General features: G+C 40.2%; 12 protein-coding genes. 10 read left to right on the top strand and 2 right to left on the bottom strand.

Annotated features, from left to right (window positions below; translation table 11 throughout):
* Positions 1 to 394 precede the first annotated feature (394 nt).
* Positions 395 to 1,678 (top strand): nucleotide sugar dehydrogenase, encoded by a 1,284-nt coding sequence (locus ACFSKL_RS18460; protein ID WP_376888439.1) that lies wholly within the window; start codon positions 395 to 397, stop codon positions 1,676 to 1,678.
* Between the two features lie 489 nt (positions 1,679 to 2,167).
* On the opposite strand, the gene lysS is transcribed toward ACFSKL_RS18460, so the two are convergent.
* Both lysS and ACFSKL_RS18450 read right to left on the bottom strand, forming a co-directional pair.
* Entirely contained in the window at positions 2,168 to 3,886 is a 1,719-nt protein-coding gene (lysS, locus tag ACFSKL_RS18455) for a lysine--tRNA ligase (RefSeq protein ID WP_376888176.1), read from the bottom strand.
* Between the two features lie 54 nt (positions 3,887 to 3,940).
* Positions 3,941 to 5,128: a proline dehydrogenase family protein gene (locus ACFSKL_RS18450; RefSeq protein WP_376888174.1), complete on the bottom strand. Its 1,188-nt coding sequence runs from the start codon at positions 5,126 to 5,128 to the stop codon at positions 3,941 to 3,943.
* Between the two features lie 398 nt (positions 5,129 to 5,526).
* Here ACFSKL_RS18450 and ACFSKL_RS18445 point away from each other — a divergent pair, with 398 nt between their 5' ends.
* The 9 genes from ACFSKL_RS18445 (at position 5,527) to ACFSKL_RS18405 (ending at position 16,396) form a co-directional block, all read left to right on the top strand.
* Complete coding sequence (locus ACFSKL_RS18445) at positions 5,527 to 8,517, top strand: SusC/RagA family TonB-linked outer membrane protein (RefSeq protein ID WP_376888172.1); 2,991 nt, start codon at positions 5,527 to 5,529, stop codon at positions 8,515 to 8,517.
* 39 nt (positions 8,518 to 8,556) lie between these two features.
* Positions 8,557 to 10,041, top strand: a complete 1,485-nt coding sequence (locus tag ACFSKL_RS18440; protein WP_376888170.1) for a RagB/SusD family nutrient uptake outer membrane protein — start codon at positions 8,557 to 8,559, stop codon at positions 10,039 to 10,041.
* 444 nt (positions 10,042 to 10,485) lie between these two features.
* Entirely contained in the window at positions 10,486 to 11,892 is a 1,407-nt protein-coding gene (locus ACFSKL_RS18435; RefSeq protein WP_376888167.1) for an anthranilate synthase component I family protein, read from the top strand.
* Between the two features lie 189 nt (positions 11,893 to 12,081).
* Entirely contained in the window at positions 12,082 to 12,465 is a 384-nt protein-coding gene (locus ACFSKL_RS18430; protein ID WP_376888165.1) for a four helix bundle protein, read from the top strand.
* 295 nt (positions 12,466 to 12,760) lie between these two features.
* Entirely contained in the window at positions 12,761 to 13,324 is a 564-nt protein-coding gene (locus ACFSKL_RS18425; protein ID WP_376888163.1) for an anthranilate synthase component II, read from the top strand.
* 420 nt (positions 13,325 to 13,744) lie between these two features.
* On the top strand, positions 13,745 to 14,755 hold the full coding sequence (trpD, locus tag ACFSKL_RS18420; protein ID WP_376888160.1) for an anthranilate phosphoribosyltransferase: 1,011 nt from the start codon (positions 13,745 to 13,747) through the stop codon (positions 14,753 to 14,755).
* A 10-nt stretch (positions 14,756 to 14,765) separates the two neighbouring features.
* Positions 14,766 to 15,590, top strand: coding sequence for an indole-3-glycerol phosphate synthase TrpC (gene trpC / locus ACFSKL_RS18415; RefSeq protein ID WP_376888157.1), 825 nt, complete (start codon positions 14,766 to 14,768; stop codon positions 15,588 to 15,590).
* Entirely contained in the window at positions 15,587 to 16,219 is a 633-nt protein-coding gene (locus ACFSKL_RS18410) for a phosphoribosylanthranilate isomerase (RefSeq protein WP_376888155.1), read from the top strand. Before trpC ends, ACFSKL_RS18410 begins: the two co-directional genes overlap by 4 nt.
* Before the next feature lie 36 nt (positions 16,220 to 16,255).
* Entirely contained in the window at positions 16,256 to 16,396 is a 141-nt protein-coding gene (locus ACFSKL_RS18405) for a hypothetical protein (RefSeq protein ID WP_376888153.1), read from the top strand.
* The last annotated feature ends 331 nt before the right edge of the window (positions 16,397 to 16,727 follow it).

Genomic DNA, 16,727 nt, shown 5'->3' with positions numbered 1-16,727 from the left:
AAGCCTTATCTAGAGGTCAAAGATTAAAAAAAGGAAACGAAGAGATATTTCTTTGCGTCTCTGCGAGAATCCTTTGGCAAAAAAAAATGGCAAATATCCCAAGTAAGAATTCAAAGATAATTTTTTCCACACACCCCGTTTTACTTCGGTAATTCGGGGTTTCTTTTTAACCCTCTGGAAGGATACTTTGTAACTTTTATGACTATCCGCTTTCTTGCTTGTAGCCAATAGATTGTTGGATGAACGATTTGTTGTTCTGTTGACTGTGAACTGTTGTCTGTTGACGAGTATCCGCAACTTATAAGGTTACTTCTTACTCAACGTGCAACATTGCGGATACTCATATACTTTTATTTATCTTTAGCACTCAATTATCATTAGTATGGAAATAACAATGTTGAAACCATTGTCAGAATCAAAAATTGCAATCATTGGGCTTGGCTATGTAGGTCTCCCATTGGCAGTGGAATTTGCAAAAAAATATGAAGTTCTTGGGTTTGACATCAGTGAAGAAAGAATCGGCAAACTCAATGCTGGAATAGATGATACCTTGGAAATACAAAAGGAGACCTTAAATGCCGTTATCAGAAAGGGCAACATCCAATTTGTGGCTGATACTAAAGCATTGTCTGACTGTAATATTTACATCATAACTGTCCCTACCCCCATAGACAAATACAACAAGCCGGATCTTGGGGCATTGCTTTCCGCATCTGAGACTGTTGGCGTTGTCCTTAAAAAAGGTGATTTGGTGATCTACGAATCCACAGTTTATCCAGGATGTACAGAGGAAGAGTGCGTACCCGTATTGGAGTCCAAATCAGGACTAAAGTATAATAGGGATTTTTCTGTGGGCTATTCGCCTGAGAGGATCAATCCGGGTGACAAGTTGCACACTGTTACTCAGATTTTGAAAGTGACTTCAGGAAGCAATCCCATGGCGGCTGGATTTGTGAATCAGCTCTACAGGAGCATCATCAGTGCAGGGACTTTTCAAGCATCCTCCATAAAAGTGGCGGAGGCTGCCAAAGTCATTGAAAACTCCCAGCGGGATATCAATATTGCCTTTGTGAATGAACTTTCGAAAATCTTCAACTTACTGGATATTGATACCCAGGAAGTGTTGGAGGCGGCAGGTACAAAGTGGAACTTTTTAAAATTTAGCCCGGGTTTGGTTGGAGGACACTGCATAGGGGTGGATCCGTATTACCTAGCCCAAAAAGCGCAGGAAGTGGGATACCATCCCGAGATCATATTGGCAGGTAGGAGAGTGAATGACAGCATGGGAAAGCATGTGGCCACCGAACTGATCAAGATGATGATGCGGAAAGACCTTAAAGTCCTTGATGCCAAGGTGTTGATTTTAGGTTTTACATTCAAGGAGAACTGTCCAGATTTTAGAAATACCAGGGTTATTGATATTTATACAGAACTGAAATCTTTTGACATGGACGTTGATATTTATGATCCTTGGGTGGACATTGTTGAAGTAAGGAAGGAATACAAAGTAGAATTGCTTGGTAAAGGAACAACTTTGGAGATAGATAAGTATGCAGCCATTGTCTTGGCTGTGTCCCATGATCAATTCAAAAACCTTGAAATAACAAAGTCAGATGAAAGGGTTGTTTTTGATGTGAAAAGTTTCCTGCCCAAAGAAAAAGTGGATGCAAGATTGTAGATGAGGTAGTAAGAAGTGGAGCCTAGCGGTTGGAACTCTCAAATAGTTCGCACAGGAGCAAAAGGCGCAAAGATTGTCTCCCTTAACTTCTCTGCCTGAAGCCTTCAAAAAAGTATGAAATATAACAACCCCGTTTTACTTCGGTAATTCGGGGTTTCTTTTTTTTGTTACTTTTTGGAACAAAGCCTGTTCCGACCCAATCGGAAGCAAAAAGTAAAACGCATTCTCTCCACAAATTCCCAGTTACGTCATGAAATTCCATGACACTTTTTAATTTCTTTTCTGTATCACCGAAAAAATTCAATTGCCTCCCGTACCGAAATCTTTCGGTACGGGACAGGCATTTCAGGGCATATTCATGTTCTTCTCAAATCTCACTTCTAGTCTCTCGCTTCTAGCCTCATTATCTCCCCTATATTCACCGGGGCAGGCTTTTCATCTCACATCACTCTACAATCTTAATTCTACAATCTACAATCTAAAATTAACCTACTCCAACCAGCCTTCTACTTCCTCCTTGGTAGGATTGGAAGCATCAAGTTTTAGTTTTTTTCTTCTGCCACAGACATCATTGAATAGCTTGTTGGCATCTTGCTCTTTCAGTTGCTCTATGGTATGGATATTTAGATCTCTCAATGCAGGAATCAATCCCGGGGCAATGCCCAATGCCATAAAGTCCTCATCTGTAGCGATCTTGACTTTTTTCTCTGGACGCATTTGAGGGAAGAATAGGACCTCTTGGATCGTCGTCTTGTTGGTCAGCATCATGGTCAATCTGTCGATGCCAATACCAAGTCCCGAAGTAGGAGGCATGCCGTATTCCAAGGCCCTCAAGAAGTCGTCATCCATTGCCATGGCTTCGTCATCACCTCTAGCTGCCAGTTTTAACTGCTCCTCAAATCGCTCTCTTTGATCAATAGGATCATTCAATTCAGAATAGGCATTTGCGATTTCTTTTCCATTGACAAACAGCTCAAAACGCTCTACCAAACCTTCTTTGGACCTATGTTTTTTCGCCAAAGGTGTCATTTCTATCGGGTAGTCCGTGATGTAGGTTGGCTGGATCAGGTTGTCCTCAACTTTTGCACCGAAGATTTCATCAACCAGCTTTCCTTTGCCCATGCTTGGGTCAGTGTCGATACCCAAGTTTTTGCAGACTTCACGCAGACCATTCTCATCCATAGCACTGACATCAATACCTGTGTATTCCAATATGGAATCATACATGCTGATTCTTCTATATGGTCCTGCAAAGTTGATTTCCTTATCTCCGACTGTTACTATAGTAGTTCCGTGGATTGATTGGGTGATTTTTTCCAAAAGCTCTTCAACCATTTCCATCATCCAGATATAGTCCTTATAGGCTACATAGATTTCCATGGAAGTGAATTCTGGATTGTGGGTACGGTCCATGCCTTCATTTCTGAACATTTTTCCGAATTCATACACACCATCAAATCCGCCGACAATCAATCTTTTTAGATAAAGTTCGTTGGCTATCCTCAGATAAAGAGGCATGTCCAAGGTGTTGTGGTGGGTATTGAAAGGTCTGGCGGCAGCACCACCGTGTACAGCTTGCAGAATAGGTGTTTCCACCTCAAGCCATCCGTGGTCATCAAAATACCTTCTCATATTTGAGATGATTTTTGTTCTGGTGACAAATACCTCTTTGACATCCGGGTTGACAGTCAAGTCAACGTATCGCTGTCTATATCTCAATTCTGGATCAGTAAATCCATCAAACACATTCCCATCTTCATCCCTCTTTACCACAGGCAATGGTTTCACTGCCTTTGAAAGTACTTTAAGTTCGGTCACATGAAGGGAGATTTCTCCTGTCTGTGTTGTGAAAATGTAACCTTTGACTCCAATGAAATCACCAATTCCCAAAAGCTTCTTGAAAACGGTATTGTAGAAAGTTTTGTCTTCATCAGGGCAGATGTCATCTCTTCTTACGTAAACCTGAAGCCTCCCCGTAGCATCTTGGATTTCTGCAAAAGAAGCAGAACCCATGATTCTACGGCTCATCAGACGACCAGCTATGCTGATGTCTTTGTAGTCGGTTTTGTTGTTTTCGTAATTTTTATGGATATCTGCTGCCGTTACATTGATTTGGTATGATTCTGCCGGATATGGATTTATACCCAATTTCATCAATTCTTCACGGTCTTTTCTTCTTTCTATTTCCTGTTCGCTTAACAATTGCATTTTGTATTGATTTGGGATTTGGAGTGGTTTATCGATGTTGACTCCGTTATATTTTTAATTTTTGAGACTTCTTCTTCTTGCGATTTCTTTTTTGATCAGATCAAACTCCCTGGAACTTTGTCCAGACACGGATGTGTTTTCTTCTGCTCTTCTCCCTAAGTAGGGCATGACTTTTTCTACGGGACCGTAAGGTACATATTTGACTACGTTGAATCCAGCATTTGCCAAGTTGAAAGAGATATTGTCACTCATTCCATATAGTTGGGAAAAATATACATTTTCATCACTTGGATTGATATTGAACTCTTCTATCAGACTTGTGAGCAAAATATTGCTTCTTTCATTATGTGATCCTGCTACCAGGTTTATTTGTCCTAGATTTTCAATACAAAACCTCAACGCAGCATCAAAATCCCTGTCGGAAGAAGCCTTATCCGGTTGGATTGGGCTTTTGTAACCCTTTTCTTTTGCCCTATCCCTTTCTTTTTCCATGTAAGCTCCGCGTACCAGTTTGGCGCCAAGTTTATATCCTTTCTGCACTGCCGTATGATGTGCTTCTTTCAACCTAGAGAGCATGTCATGACGGTACATCTGATAGGTGTTGTACACGATACAGTCTTCCAAGTTGTATTTCTCCATTGCCTCGTAGGCCAACTGGTCAATGACATCCTGAAACCAGGATTCCTCAGCGTCAATAAGGATCTTTGTCTTGGCTTCATAAGCTGCATTGCAAAGTTCATCAACTCTTGACTTGAGTTTTTCAAACGCTGCTTGCTCTTTGCTGTCCAGTTTTTTACCCTCCTGGACTTTTGTCATGATTTCATAGCTTCCAAGCCCTGTTACCTTGAAAACTGCAAACGGGATGTTTTCATCACCAGCCGAACGTTCTATCGTTCTCAAGATTTCATTTTTTGTAGCTTCGTAGCTCTCCTCACTTCCCTTTCCTTCCACAGAGTAATCCAAGATGGTCCGGATATGAAATGCAGCCAATTCATCTACGGTTTTTTGCGAATCTTCTATACTTTCACCTCCGCAAAAATGCCCAAACATGGTTTTTTTCATCAAACCTTTGATTGGGAAATTAATGGCAAAAGCCAAGTTAGCCATCTTTATGCCTAACTTCACGGCGGTATTGTTGTTCATAGTTGCGAAAATGAGATACATTTTCCGCAATTCAGTATCGGATTTAGAAGCAAAAGCAACTTCTAAGTTTTCCAAAGAAATTTTTGTTTTTATGGGCATATTCTGGAATTCGAGCTGCAAATATACGCTATCACTCAAAGCCTTCCAAACCATATACGGTATCAGAAGCATTAGATTGCACTATATTTTCAAGTTTGGTCGACAATCGCTTTCTTATTTTTCATGAGTTCAGTCCGAAGTACAGTAATCTTTACAATTTCAGGGTCATATAAATGTATTTAATTGGTGCATGATAATTGACCATAAATTTAGTCTGGGAAAAAAAAGGTCTTTTGGGTACGTATTTCCCTATTTGTCTTTTGGTGAATAAAGGTTTGAGGTGCACAATGTAGAAAAATCCCCCACATTGTAGCGTAACAACCCCACTTTGGGAATTGCCAGAATTGGGATTAATGTCCTTAATGTTACAAATATGTTTAATAAAATAAAGTAAAAATATGAGGATTAATTTACTAGTGTCAATGTGGTTTTTGCTACTAATGCTCAATCCTTTGTTCTCCAGCGGGGTTTCTGCTTTTCAGACAGAAATAACTGGAAAAGTAACAACAGCAAATGAGCAAAGCGCCCCAGGTATCACTGTAGTCGTAAAGAATACGAATATAGGAACGGTAACAGATATTGATGGGGAATATACCATTGATGTTCCCGGGGAAAACAGCGTATTGAGATTCTCTTCTGTTGGTTATAAAACGAAGGAAATTGTGGTAGGCAGCCAAACTATCATCAATGTGATAATGGAGGAAGATTTGATTGGTTTGGAAGAAGTGCTTGTAACAGGGTATGGGACGACCAAAAGGAGCGATTTGACCGGTTCCGTTTCACGGGTTAACCAGGAAGAAGTCAACGCCTTCCCAACTTCAAATGTTTTGCAAGCCTTATCTGGAAGATCTGCAGGTGTACAGATCATCCAAAACAACGGAGCTCCTGGAGGCACCATCAATGTACGGGTTAGAGGTACGAACTCAATCCAAGGAGGAAACAATCCCTTGTATGTGATAGATGGTTTTCCATTTTCGGGAAATCCCTCCAATCTCAATAACGCAGATATAGCCAGTATTGAAGTCCTAAAAGATGCCTCCGCCACTGCAATCTATGGTTCGAGGGGTGCCAATGGAGTTGTGCTGATCACAACCAAAAGGGGAAGTCCAGGACAATCAAGAGTGGAATTCGAATCGAATTATGGGGTGCAGTCATTGAGGAAAAAGCTTGACTTGATGAATGGTTCTGAATATGCCCAGCTACAAAATCTACAAGCCGAAAACGATGGACAAAATCCTTATTTTACACCTGGTCAAGTTCAGGGTTTTGGGACAGGCTTTGATTGGCAAGACTTGATATTCCAAAGCGCACCGATCAGGACGACCTCACTTAATTTCACCGGAGGAAATGACAAAACTACTTATGCTATCGGTGGGAGTCATCTTGGGCAAGAAGGGATTGTCCAAGGGAGTGATTACAATAGGTATTCGCTCAAGTTCAATCTCAACCATACTGTGAACAGCAAGATGAGGCTTGAAATGTCAAATATTTTGACCCGACTCAAAACCGATAGGAGGGATAGTGGTGGAGGGACACGTGGGAGTTCTATGATTGGAGCTGCCATTTCTGCTGCCCCTATTTCCAGACCATACAATGAAGATGGCTCTTACACGGTATTGCCGAATGAATATCCCTTCATAGCTCCTGATATCATCAATCCACTGAATTTCATCAATGAGCAGACAAATACAATCAAAGCAAATGTGATCCTTTCAAATGCCGCATTTGTTTATAATCCAATACCTGAATTGACAATCAGAATTTCAGGAGGAATAGAGAATAGGGATGATCGGACAGATAATTATCAGACCAGAAACTTTTTTAACTCTCCTGGAATAGCCTCTGTTAGTACTAGCCAATTCACCAGTTTATTAAGTGAAAATACAATCAACTACAATAAGACTTTTGCAGAACGGCATCAACTAGATGCCTTGATTGGGTTTACCTACCAGGATTTTACTACTACTTTTCTTGCCGCAAATGGAGTCGGATTCCTGAGTGATAGTTTCGGAACTGGTAATTTGGGGGCAGCAGAGACTCCGGGGATCCCTTCTTCGGGATATGCCAAATCTGTATTGCTCTCTTATTTGGGGCGTTTGAATTATAGTTTTGACAATAAGCTATTGCTCACAGCAAGTTTTCGTGCTGATGGTTCATCCAGATATAGCGAGGGGGATAAATGGGGCTTCTTCCCATCCGGCGCGATTGCATGGAGGGTTTCTGAAGAAGGTTTTCTTCAGGACAATGAAAATCTTTCGGATCTGAAACTTAGGGCTAGTTGGGGGAAGACGGGTAATCAAGCCATCTCTCCTTATGCCACACTCAACCGACTTTTTCCGGGGAATACAATTTTCGGGAATGAGCTATATACCACGCTTTCTCCGAGCACTGTTTTTCCTGGGAATCTAAAATGGGAAACCACAGAGCAAATCAACTTTGGTGTCGATTTGGGACTTTTCAATAACAGGTTGTTTTTGACGGCTGATTATTATATCAAAAATACGACAGATTTATTGAATACCGTCACATTGCCTAGTTCATCAGGTTTCACCACTACAATCCAGAATGTAGGAGAGGTTCAGAATAAAGGTTTGGAATTGGGGGTTGACGCTGCAGTATTGAATGGCGCCTTCAAGTGGAACGTGAATGGAAACATTACTTTCAACCGAAATGAAGTGATTGCCCTGAATAATGGGGAATCGATCTTGGGCTCCAATATCAATGTCTTGATAGTGTCAGACAATGTCAACATCCTTCAGGAAGGAAGACCGATAGGGCAATTTTGGGGTTTTGTAGAAGATGGATACAATGAGCAGGGACAGATTCGGTTCATGGATTTGGATGGGGATGGAGAGATCACCGAAAATGACAAAACCTTTATCGGTGACCCAAACCCAGATTTCTTTTATGGTTTGAATTCGAATATGTCTTTCAGGAATTTTGACTTGAATATCTTTTTCCAAGGTGCATATGGGAATGACATTTTCAACATTAGTGCCATCCCAAGTACCATGGATTATGGTCAGGGACTCAACATGCCGAGGGAAGTTTTATATGATAATTGGACACCACAAAATCCAAATGCAAAATATCCTGTGATCAGTAGAAGTAATACGGTAAGGATTTCAGATCGTTTTGTGGAAGATGGTTCCTACTTAAGATTGAGAAATATTCAGCTTGGTTACAATTTTCCAGTCCAAAACTGGGGTTGGGAATTTATCCGTCAGGCCCAGCTCTATGTAAGTGGACAAAACCTGCTGACTTTCACAAAGTATTCATGGTGGGATCCGGAAGTCAATTCCAGAGGTGCCGATACACAGGCAGGGATTGATCATTATAGCTATCCAATCCCAAAAGTATTGACTGTAGGTGTCAAGCTTGGCTTCTGAAACTAATGTCAACCAATCATCCTCTTTAAATCCGAAAACATGAAAACTCTATCTATACTTTACCAAAAATCAACTGCCGGGAATTTGCATAACAGATTTTGGTTGTGTGTCTTCCCATTGTTAATGCTTACTTGGTCTTGTGGTGATTTGCTGGAAGAAAATCCCCAAACCATAGCTGCCGAAAACTTTTACAATACAGAAGAGGAAGTCCGAAGTGCAGTAAATGCCATCTACTCACCTTTAAGAATGGAAATGGCTGAGCAGATTGCCATACTTGATACCCATACAGATTGGGGTTATGGACGTGGTAGCAGAGCCCAATACAACGATTTTGAAGGCTTCAACACAGCAAACATCAATGCTACATCAGTCAGGTGGAATGCGTATTACCTGAGTATCAGAAATTCAAATCTTGTCATCAAAAATGCTCCGGAAGGGACCTCTATTTCAGAAGAAGCACTGGCGAGAAATCTTGGGGAGGCAAAATTTCTTAGGGCTTTTGCATATTTTGACTTGGTGAGGAATTGGGGGTCTGTACCCTTGAGGTTGGATACCAATCTTGAGCAGCTTGATTTAGCCAAAAGTTCTGTGGAAGATATCTATAGTTTGATTTTAAGTGATTTGGCTGAAGCAGAAGAGACACTTCCCGAAGTTCAGGAACAGATAGGAAGACCTACTCGGTATGCAGCAAAAACACTTTTGGCACATGTGTATCTTACATTGGGAAGATATGATGAATCCCTGTCCAAAACAGAAGAAGTCATCAATAGTGGTAGATATGCTCTTGTGAGAGTCAATTCTGTTGAAGATTTTCAGGTCAATCTTTTTGGTCCTGATTTGACGACTACTTCAGAAGAGGTTTTTCATTTAAAATATGCCAGAGAAGTGGCGCAAGGCAATTGGCTTTTGTGGATAATCAACCATCCGAATACGGGCTTGTACAACCTTGGGGGAGCTTATGCACATTATGCCGTCTCGACAGATCCGTTTTATACCAATTGGGATGATGCCGATCTGAGAAAGTCATTATGGATTCCCATAGATTTTGGAATGGGATCCAATACACTGGTTTCAGGGAAATATATTGACCGGCAGGCAATTTCCAACAGAGGGGCAGGAAATGACCTCCCGATTTACCGGTATGCTGATGTGTTGTTGATGTTTGCAGAGGCATCCGCACGGGCTACCAATGAACCAACTGAAGAGGGGCTTGAAGCCTTGAACCAAGTACATAGAAGGGCTTTTGGGCTTGATCCAGATTTGCCTTCTGATGAAGATTATCAGATTCAAGATTATGATGAAGACACCTTCGTGGATTTGGTTTTGCAGGAAAGGGCTTATGAATTTCAGTTTGAAGGAAAAAGATGGTTGGATCTAAAAAGGACAGGTAAAGCAGCTGAAGTGATCCAACAAGGCAAAGGGAAAACAATTGCCGAGAAGCATTATTTATTCCCAATTCCCTTTGAAGAACTAAACCTAAATAAAGCGCTTGATCCAACCACTGACCAAAACCCTGGTTACTAATATGACTATCAGGCAAAGCTACACGTAATGAAAAGTCAATTGTAGATGTGTGGAAATTGGTTGGTTTTACTGGATTATAAAATAAAAAAGACCAAAGGAGCCTGCCCCGTAGAATTACGGGGAGATATCCCTTAGCCTAGTTTCCAGAGATTTATTCTGTGGTTTTGCCAAGTATGTTGTCGAAATTAATGAATATCGTAAAATTCACTTTATTTTTTTCGATTTAACTTTTGTTAAATAAAATGCATTTCTATATTTGTCGCAAGTTAAAAACATGAAAGCAATACAAGCAAAATATTGGTGGTGGCAAATGACTTCTTTTCAAGGGGAAGAACCTAACGCTATTGTCTAAAATGTAATGCTTGTTAAAAGATATTTAGGCTTGCTGGGTTTCCCCAGTAAGCCTTTTTTTATGCAAAAAAATCACCGAAAACATTACAGCTAATGACTAAAATCAAACTGAATACCCAATACAAAAAGCTTTTGGCTGATACCATTACCCCTGTGAGTATCTACTTGCAAATCAGGGACAGGTTTGCCAATCCCATTTTGTTGGAAAGTTCGGATTACCATGGGCAGGAAAATAGCTATTCATACATCTGTTTCAATCCCTTAGCTTCTTTTTCCTTTGATGGAGAGATGGTCAAGGAAGATCTCCCTTTGGGCAATGGGAAAAACTATCCTTTGGAGGAAGGGGATAAATTGATTGATGCATTGAGGTCATTTTCTTCCCGTTTTGATGGGAAATCCCTCAACCTGAAATTTATCACCAATGGTCTGTTTGGCTATATGCAATATGATACGGTTTCCAGGTTTGAAGATATCAATCTGAAAAACACTCAGAAATCGAGTATCCCAATGATGCATTATGCTGTTTATCAAAATGTCATTGTTGTGGATCATTTCAAAAATGAAATGCACATTTTGGAACATCAGATAGAAGGGGCAGAGAAACCTGAAAATATCTCCCAATTGGAGACGATCTTGAACAATAAAAACATTCCTTCATACTCTTTCAAATTGGAAGGAGAAGAGGTGTCCAATTACTCAGATGCAGAATTTTTGGATATTTTGAAAAAAGGTCAAGAACACTGTTTCAGGGGAGATGTCTTCCAGATTGTAATTTCCAGAAACTATACCACGAAGTTCAAAGGTGACGAATTCAATGTGTATCGTGCATTGCGTTCAGTCAATCCTTCTCCATATTTGTTCTATTTTGATTATGGATCCTACAAAGTTTTCGGTTCATCGCCGGAAGCCCAGATAGTTGTCAAAAACAATGTGGCGACAATCTTCCCCATTGCTGGTACCTTCAAAAGAACGGGAAATGACCAGGCAGATGCAGAACTGGCACTCAAACTATATGATGATCCAAAAGAAAATTCAGAGCATGTGATGCTGGTCGATTTGGCAAGAAATGATTTGAGCAGATCTTCGGTAAAAGTAAAAGTTGAAGTGTTCAAAGAAATTCAATATTACTCACATGTGATTCACTTAGTTTCCAAAGTGACAGGTCAATTACCCAAAGAAGCTAACCCACTTCAGCTAGTAGCCGACACCTTCCCGGCAGGAACGCTGTCTGGTGCCCCGAAATACAGAGCCATGGAATTGATCGATGAACTGGAAAATACATCCAGGAAATTCTACGGAGGAGCTATTGGATTCTTGGGATTCAATGGAGATTTCAACCATGCGATATTGATCAGGTCATTCGTGTCGGAAAACAACCAGCTCCGCTTCCAGGCAGGTGCAGGCGTAGTCGCCAAGTCATCCATCGCATCCGAACTCCAAGAAGTCACCAACAAACTAGAAGCCCTAAGAGTAGCCCTCAAAGCCGCAGAGGCGATCTAGGGATTAAAGATTGAAGGTGGTTGAAAGGTTGAAATGTTTGAAAGTTGTAAGGTTGTTGGGAATCATTGAATTTTGAGTAATAGAGATCTAATGATGTTGATTTTGTAAAAAAAAGAAAAGTTATAAAATTGAAAATATTGCTTAATAATTTAATAATTAGTTGTTTATAAGAATTAAAAATGAATTGATATGGCAAAGATTTCGGCATTTGAAGATTTAGAAATTTGGAAGGAAGCTGTAAGGATCGCTGTTGAGATTTATAGATTGGCTGATTTAAGTCCTTTGAAAAATGATTATAAGTCAAGAGATCAAATTATAGGAGCAGCGATTTCGATTTCAAACAATATTGCTGAAGGATTTGAATACAACAACAATAAAGTGTTTGTCAAATACCTACACTACGCCAAAGGTTCAGCTGGTGAAGTTAGAAGCCAACTTGCAATACTGGTAGCAGCAGGTAGAGTGAACAATGAAGATTATGAAAAACTTAAAATGGATCTATTTACCCTTTCTAGTAAAATAAAAGCATTCATCAATTACCTCAAAGCATACAATCAAAAGAATAACAAATAACAGAAAAACACCTTAATTAATTGGAGTTAATATCATAAAGACTTGTAATCCAAATAATCAACCATAGAGCCTAACCTTAAAACCTTCCAACCCTAACCTTCCAATCTTCAAAAAATACCTCAAAGCATACAATCAAAAGAATAACAAATAACAGAAAAACACCTTAATTAATTGGAGTTAATATCATAAAGATTTGTAATCCAAATAATCAACCTTAGAGCCTAACCTTCCAACCTTCCAACCTTCCAACTTTCCAACCTTAATCTTCTAATTTTACAATCTTTCAATTCGAAAAATGAAAATACTCGTCCTAGATAATTACGATTCATTTACCTACAATTTGGTGTATATCATCCGTGAACTGGGTTATGGAGATCAACTCGATATATTCCGAAATGATAAAATCACTTTGGAGGAAATTGAACAATATGACAAAATCCTCCTTTCCCCTGGCCCTGGTATTCCATCTGAAGCTGGGATCATGCCTGAATTAATTAAGCGATATGGGAGTTATAAAGATATCCTTGGGGTATGCTTGGGACATCAGGCAATCGGCGAGGCTTTTGGTGGCGGACTGATCAATCTGTCTGAAGTGGTCCATGGCTTGGCATCAGAAGTTTCCGTAGAAGAAGATAGCTTGTTCAATGGTCTTCCAAAGCGGTTTAATATTGGCAGATACCATTCATGGGTAATCAACGAACAGACCCTCAGCCCAGAACTTGAAGTAATCGCCAGAACTCCTGACAACCAAATCATGGGTGTAAGGCATAAAAAATACAACGTGAGAGGGCTCCAGTTTCATCCAGAATCAGTCTTGACAGAACATGGCGTGGCGATGATGAAGAATTGGCTGGGGTAAAAAGGAGAAGAGAGATAGAGGCGAGAGACTAGAAGCGAGAAGATAAAAACGAAGTGCCTGCCTGGCGTCAGACAGGGTTGAACTTCCTTAATTTGTAAATAAAAAGTAAGTATAAATTTCAGTTCGAGATTTCTCTCTACTGCCTCCCAAATGTGAGGTAAAATCGAAATGACCGCTAAGTCACCTCGAAGGCAGGAGAGGTCTCTTTACTTTGACTAAGAAGTATTTAAGAGGATTGAAAAGCATCATAACTCGTAATTCTCAATCTCTAACCACTAAAATATCATTCAAGTAATTACAAATAATCACCACCAATCTTTAAATCTTCGAATTTTACAATCCTGATAAATAGAGACAAGTTCTTCCAATTCCAAATAACCTTTAAACCTTACAACTTTAAAACCTTCCAACACTAAAAAAATGAAAGAAATACTAAACCACCTTATAGAACATCGGACATTGAGTAAAGAGCAGGCAAAAGAGGTGCTGTTGAAAATCACTTCCGGTGAATACAATCAGAGCCAGATTGCTGCATTTTTGACTGTTTATATGATGCGGTCTGTTACCGTGGATGAACTTGGAGGTTTTAGGGAAGCAATGCTGGACCAATGTGTACCTGTAGATATTTCCGAGTATGATGCGATGGATTTGTGTGGGACTGGTGGAGATGGCAAGGACACTTTCAACATCTCTACTTTAGCCTCCTTCATTGTGGCTGGAGCTGGACAAAATGTTGCAAAGCATGGGAATACCGGTGTGTCATCCATATGTGGTTCTTCCAATTTGCTCCAGAGTTTTGGCTATGAATTCACCAATGACATTGATAAGATCAAGAAAAGCTTGGACGAGGCAGGTATCTGCTTTCTCCATGCACCTCTTTTTCACCCGGCGATGAAACATGTTGGTCCCATCAGAAAAGAACTAGGTGTCAAAACATTCTTCAATATGCTCGGACCAATGGTAAATCCAAGTTTCCCGAAAAAGCAATTGGTGGGGGTTTTTAGCTTAGAATTGGCCAGACTTTATGCTTATCTTTTTCAAAATCAAGAGGGCAGATTTAGTATTCTTCATGCTTTGGATGGCTATGATGAGATTTCCCTCACAGGTGATTTTAAGATAATTTCCCAAGATGGAGAGAAACTATATGGCCCCTCAGATATCAATTTACCTACCCTCCAAGCAGCTAGCATCAAAGGAGGGGAGAGTATCATAGAGTCAGCGGAAATATTTGACAATATCCTCAAGGGGAAGGGAACTAGCTCCCAAAATTCTGTTGTCATTGCCAATGCAGCGGCTGCGCTCCATACGGCTGATACATCTTTGGATTTTACCGAGGCAGTAGAAAAAGCAAAAGAATCCTTGTTGTCAGGAAAAGCACTGGAAAGGTTCAATGCCTTAGTCAATCCCAAAAAATCCATTTCACTTGCGTAAACAGATAAATATGAATATTCTAGATAAAATTATAGCGTTCAAAAAGACAGAAGTAGCCGAAAAAAGCAGCCTGGTCCCGGTAAAGCTGCTGGAGAAAAGCATCTACTTTGATTCTGAAATAGTGTCGATGAAGGACTATATTTCTGATCCAGAGAAAACGGGAATTATTGCAGAGTTCAAAAGAAAATCGCCTTCCAAAGGGGAAATCAATCCCAGTGCATCGGTAGAAGCCACCAGTATTGGCTACATGCAGGCAGGAGCTTCAGCCTTGTCGGTTTTGACAGATCAGGAGTTTTTTGGAGGTAATAATGAAGACTTGGCTATAGCAAGAAAATTCAATTTCTGCCCAATTCTTAGAAAAGACTTTATTGTCGATGAATACCAAATCCTTGAGGCAAAATCGATTGGGGCAGATTGTATCTTGTTGATCGCTGCAGCTTTGGAACCGGCTAGGTTGAAAGATTTGGCAAAATTCGCCAAATCCTTGGGGATGGAAGTCTTGATGGAAGTACATGATGGAGAAGAGTTGGAATCTTCGGTCAACGAATACCTCGATTTGGTAGGTGTGAACAACCGCAGTCTCAAGACCTTTGATGTGTCATTGCAGACTTCCTATGATTTGGTGGACAAAATCCCCAATCAGTTTGTGAAAATTTCCGAGAGTGGGATCTCCAGACCAGACACATTGGTGAGTTTGAAACAAGCTGGTTTCGAAGGGTTCTTGATCGGGGAAAATTTTATGAAATCTAGCCGACCTTATCAAGCTGCGTACAACTTTATGAACGAATACAGGGATTTGTTGGCGGCAGCAAATGGATTAACAGTAGAAAAATGAAATTGAAAGTTTGTGGAATGCGGTCTGGGGAGAATATCGATAGCTTGATTGCCCAAGTCAATCCTGATTGGATGGGTTTGATCTTTTATGGCAAATCCCCAAGATTTGTTCCTGAAGATTTCGCCGAGTCTATCGTCAATTTTCCAATCCGAAAAGTTGGTGTTTTTGTGAATGCGAGTTTGCAGGAAATCAAAAATACCAGCAATAGGTTTGGTCTTCAAACTATCCAACTGCATGGCGAGGAGACAAGTGAATTCACCAAGCTTGTGAAAGAGAAAACAGGATTGGAAGTTTTCAAGGTGTTTTCCATCAAGGAAGATATTGATTGGAAGACTTTGGAAGATTTTGTTCCTTATGTTGATTACTTCCTGTTTGATACATTTACAAAGGGGTATGGAGGAAGTGGAAAAACATTTGACTGGAAAATTCTTAGGAATTACCCATTTGATAAACCATTTCTGTTGAGCGGGGGACTGAGTATCGAAAACATCGGGGATATACAATTGCTTAAAGCTGAAATTCCCCAACTTGCAGGATTGGATATCAATTCAAAATTCGAAATCGAACCAGCCTTGAAAGATATTGGGAAGATCAGGGAGTTTAAGGAAAGAGTTTCAAGTGTGATATAAGAAGCGAGAGACTAGAGGCGAGAAGCAAGAAACAAGATGCAAGACACAAGACGTGAGACACAAGACGTAAAGCCTGCCCCGGTGAATATCGGGGACGCAAGTGTCAAGAGGTTCAATATAGACAACCCCGAAGTGCTTGTCCCGAGAATCGGGAGGTTGAGCTTCTTCAATTTATAAATAAAAAGTGTCAAGTAAAATCAGGACGTGACAGGGTGACTCTTCAAGAAGCAAAGACACTACATAAGACACATGCCCTGAAAGGGCATCTGATATAAACATAGGGTTTTTAACCCTATGTTAAGATGAAAAGGAGATCAATTTTGCCCTGAAGGGGCAATTGAATGGTTATGAAGGATGTAAAAATAATGAAAAAAGTGTCAAGTGATTTCAGAATGTGACAAAGATATGAGACACAAGTATCTTGAAAAACCTGAACCGTTAAGTACTTTGAATAAAATAGATAAAGAGTAAAATGCCGTAGGCATGACAGGTATATTATTCCGGTAAT

This window comes from Belliella marina (assembly GCF_042682445.1).
In the GTDB taxonomy this organism is placed as follows: Bacteria; Bacteroidota; Bacteroidia; order Cytophagales; family Cyclobacteriaceae; genus Belliella; species Belliella marina.
This window is presented reverse-complemented; position numbering and strand designations above follow the sequence as displayed.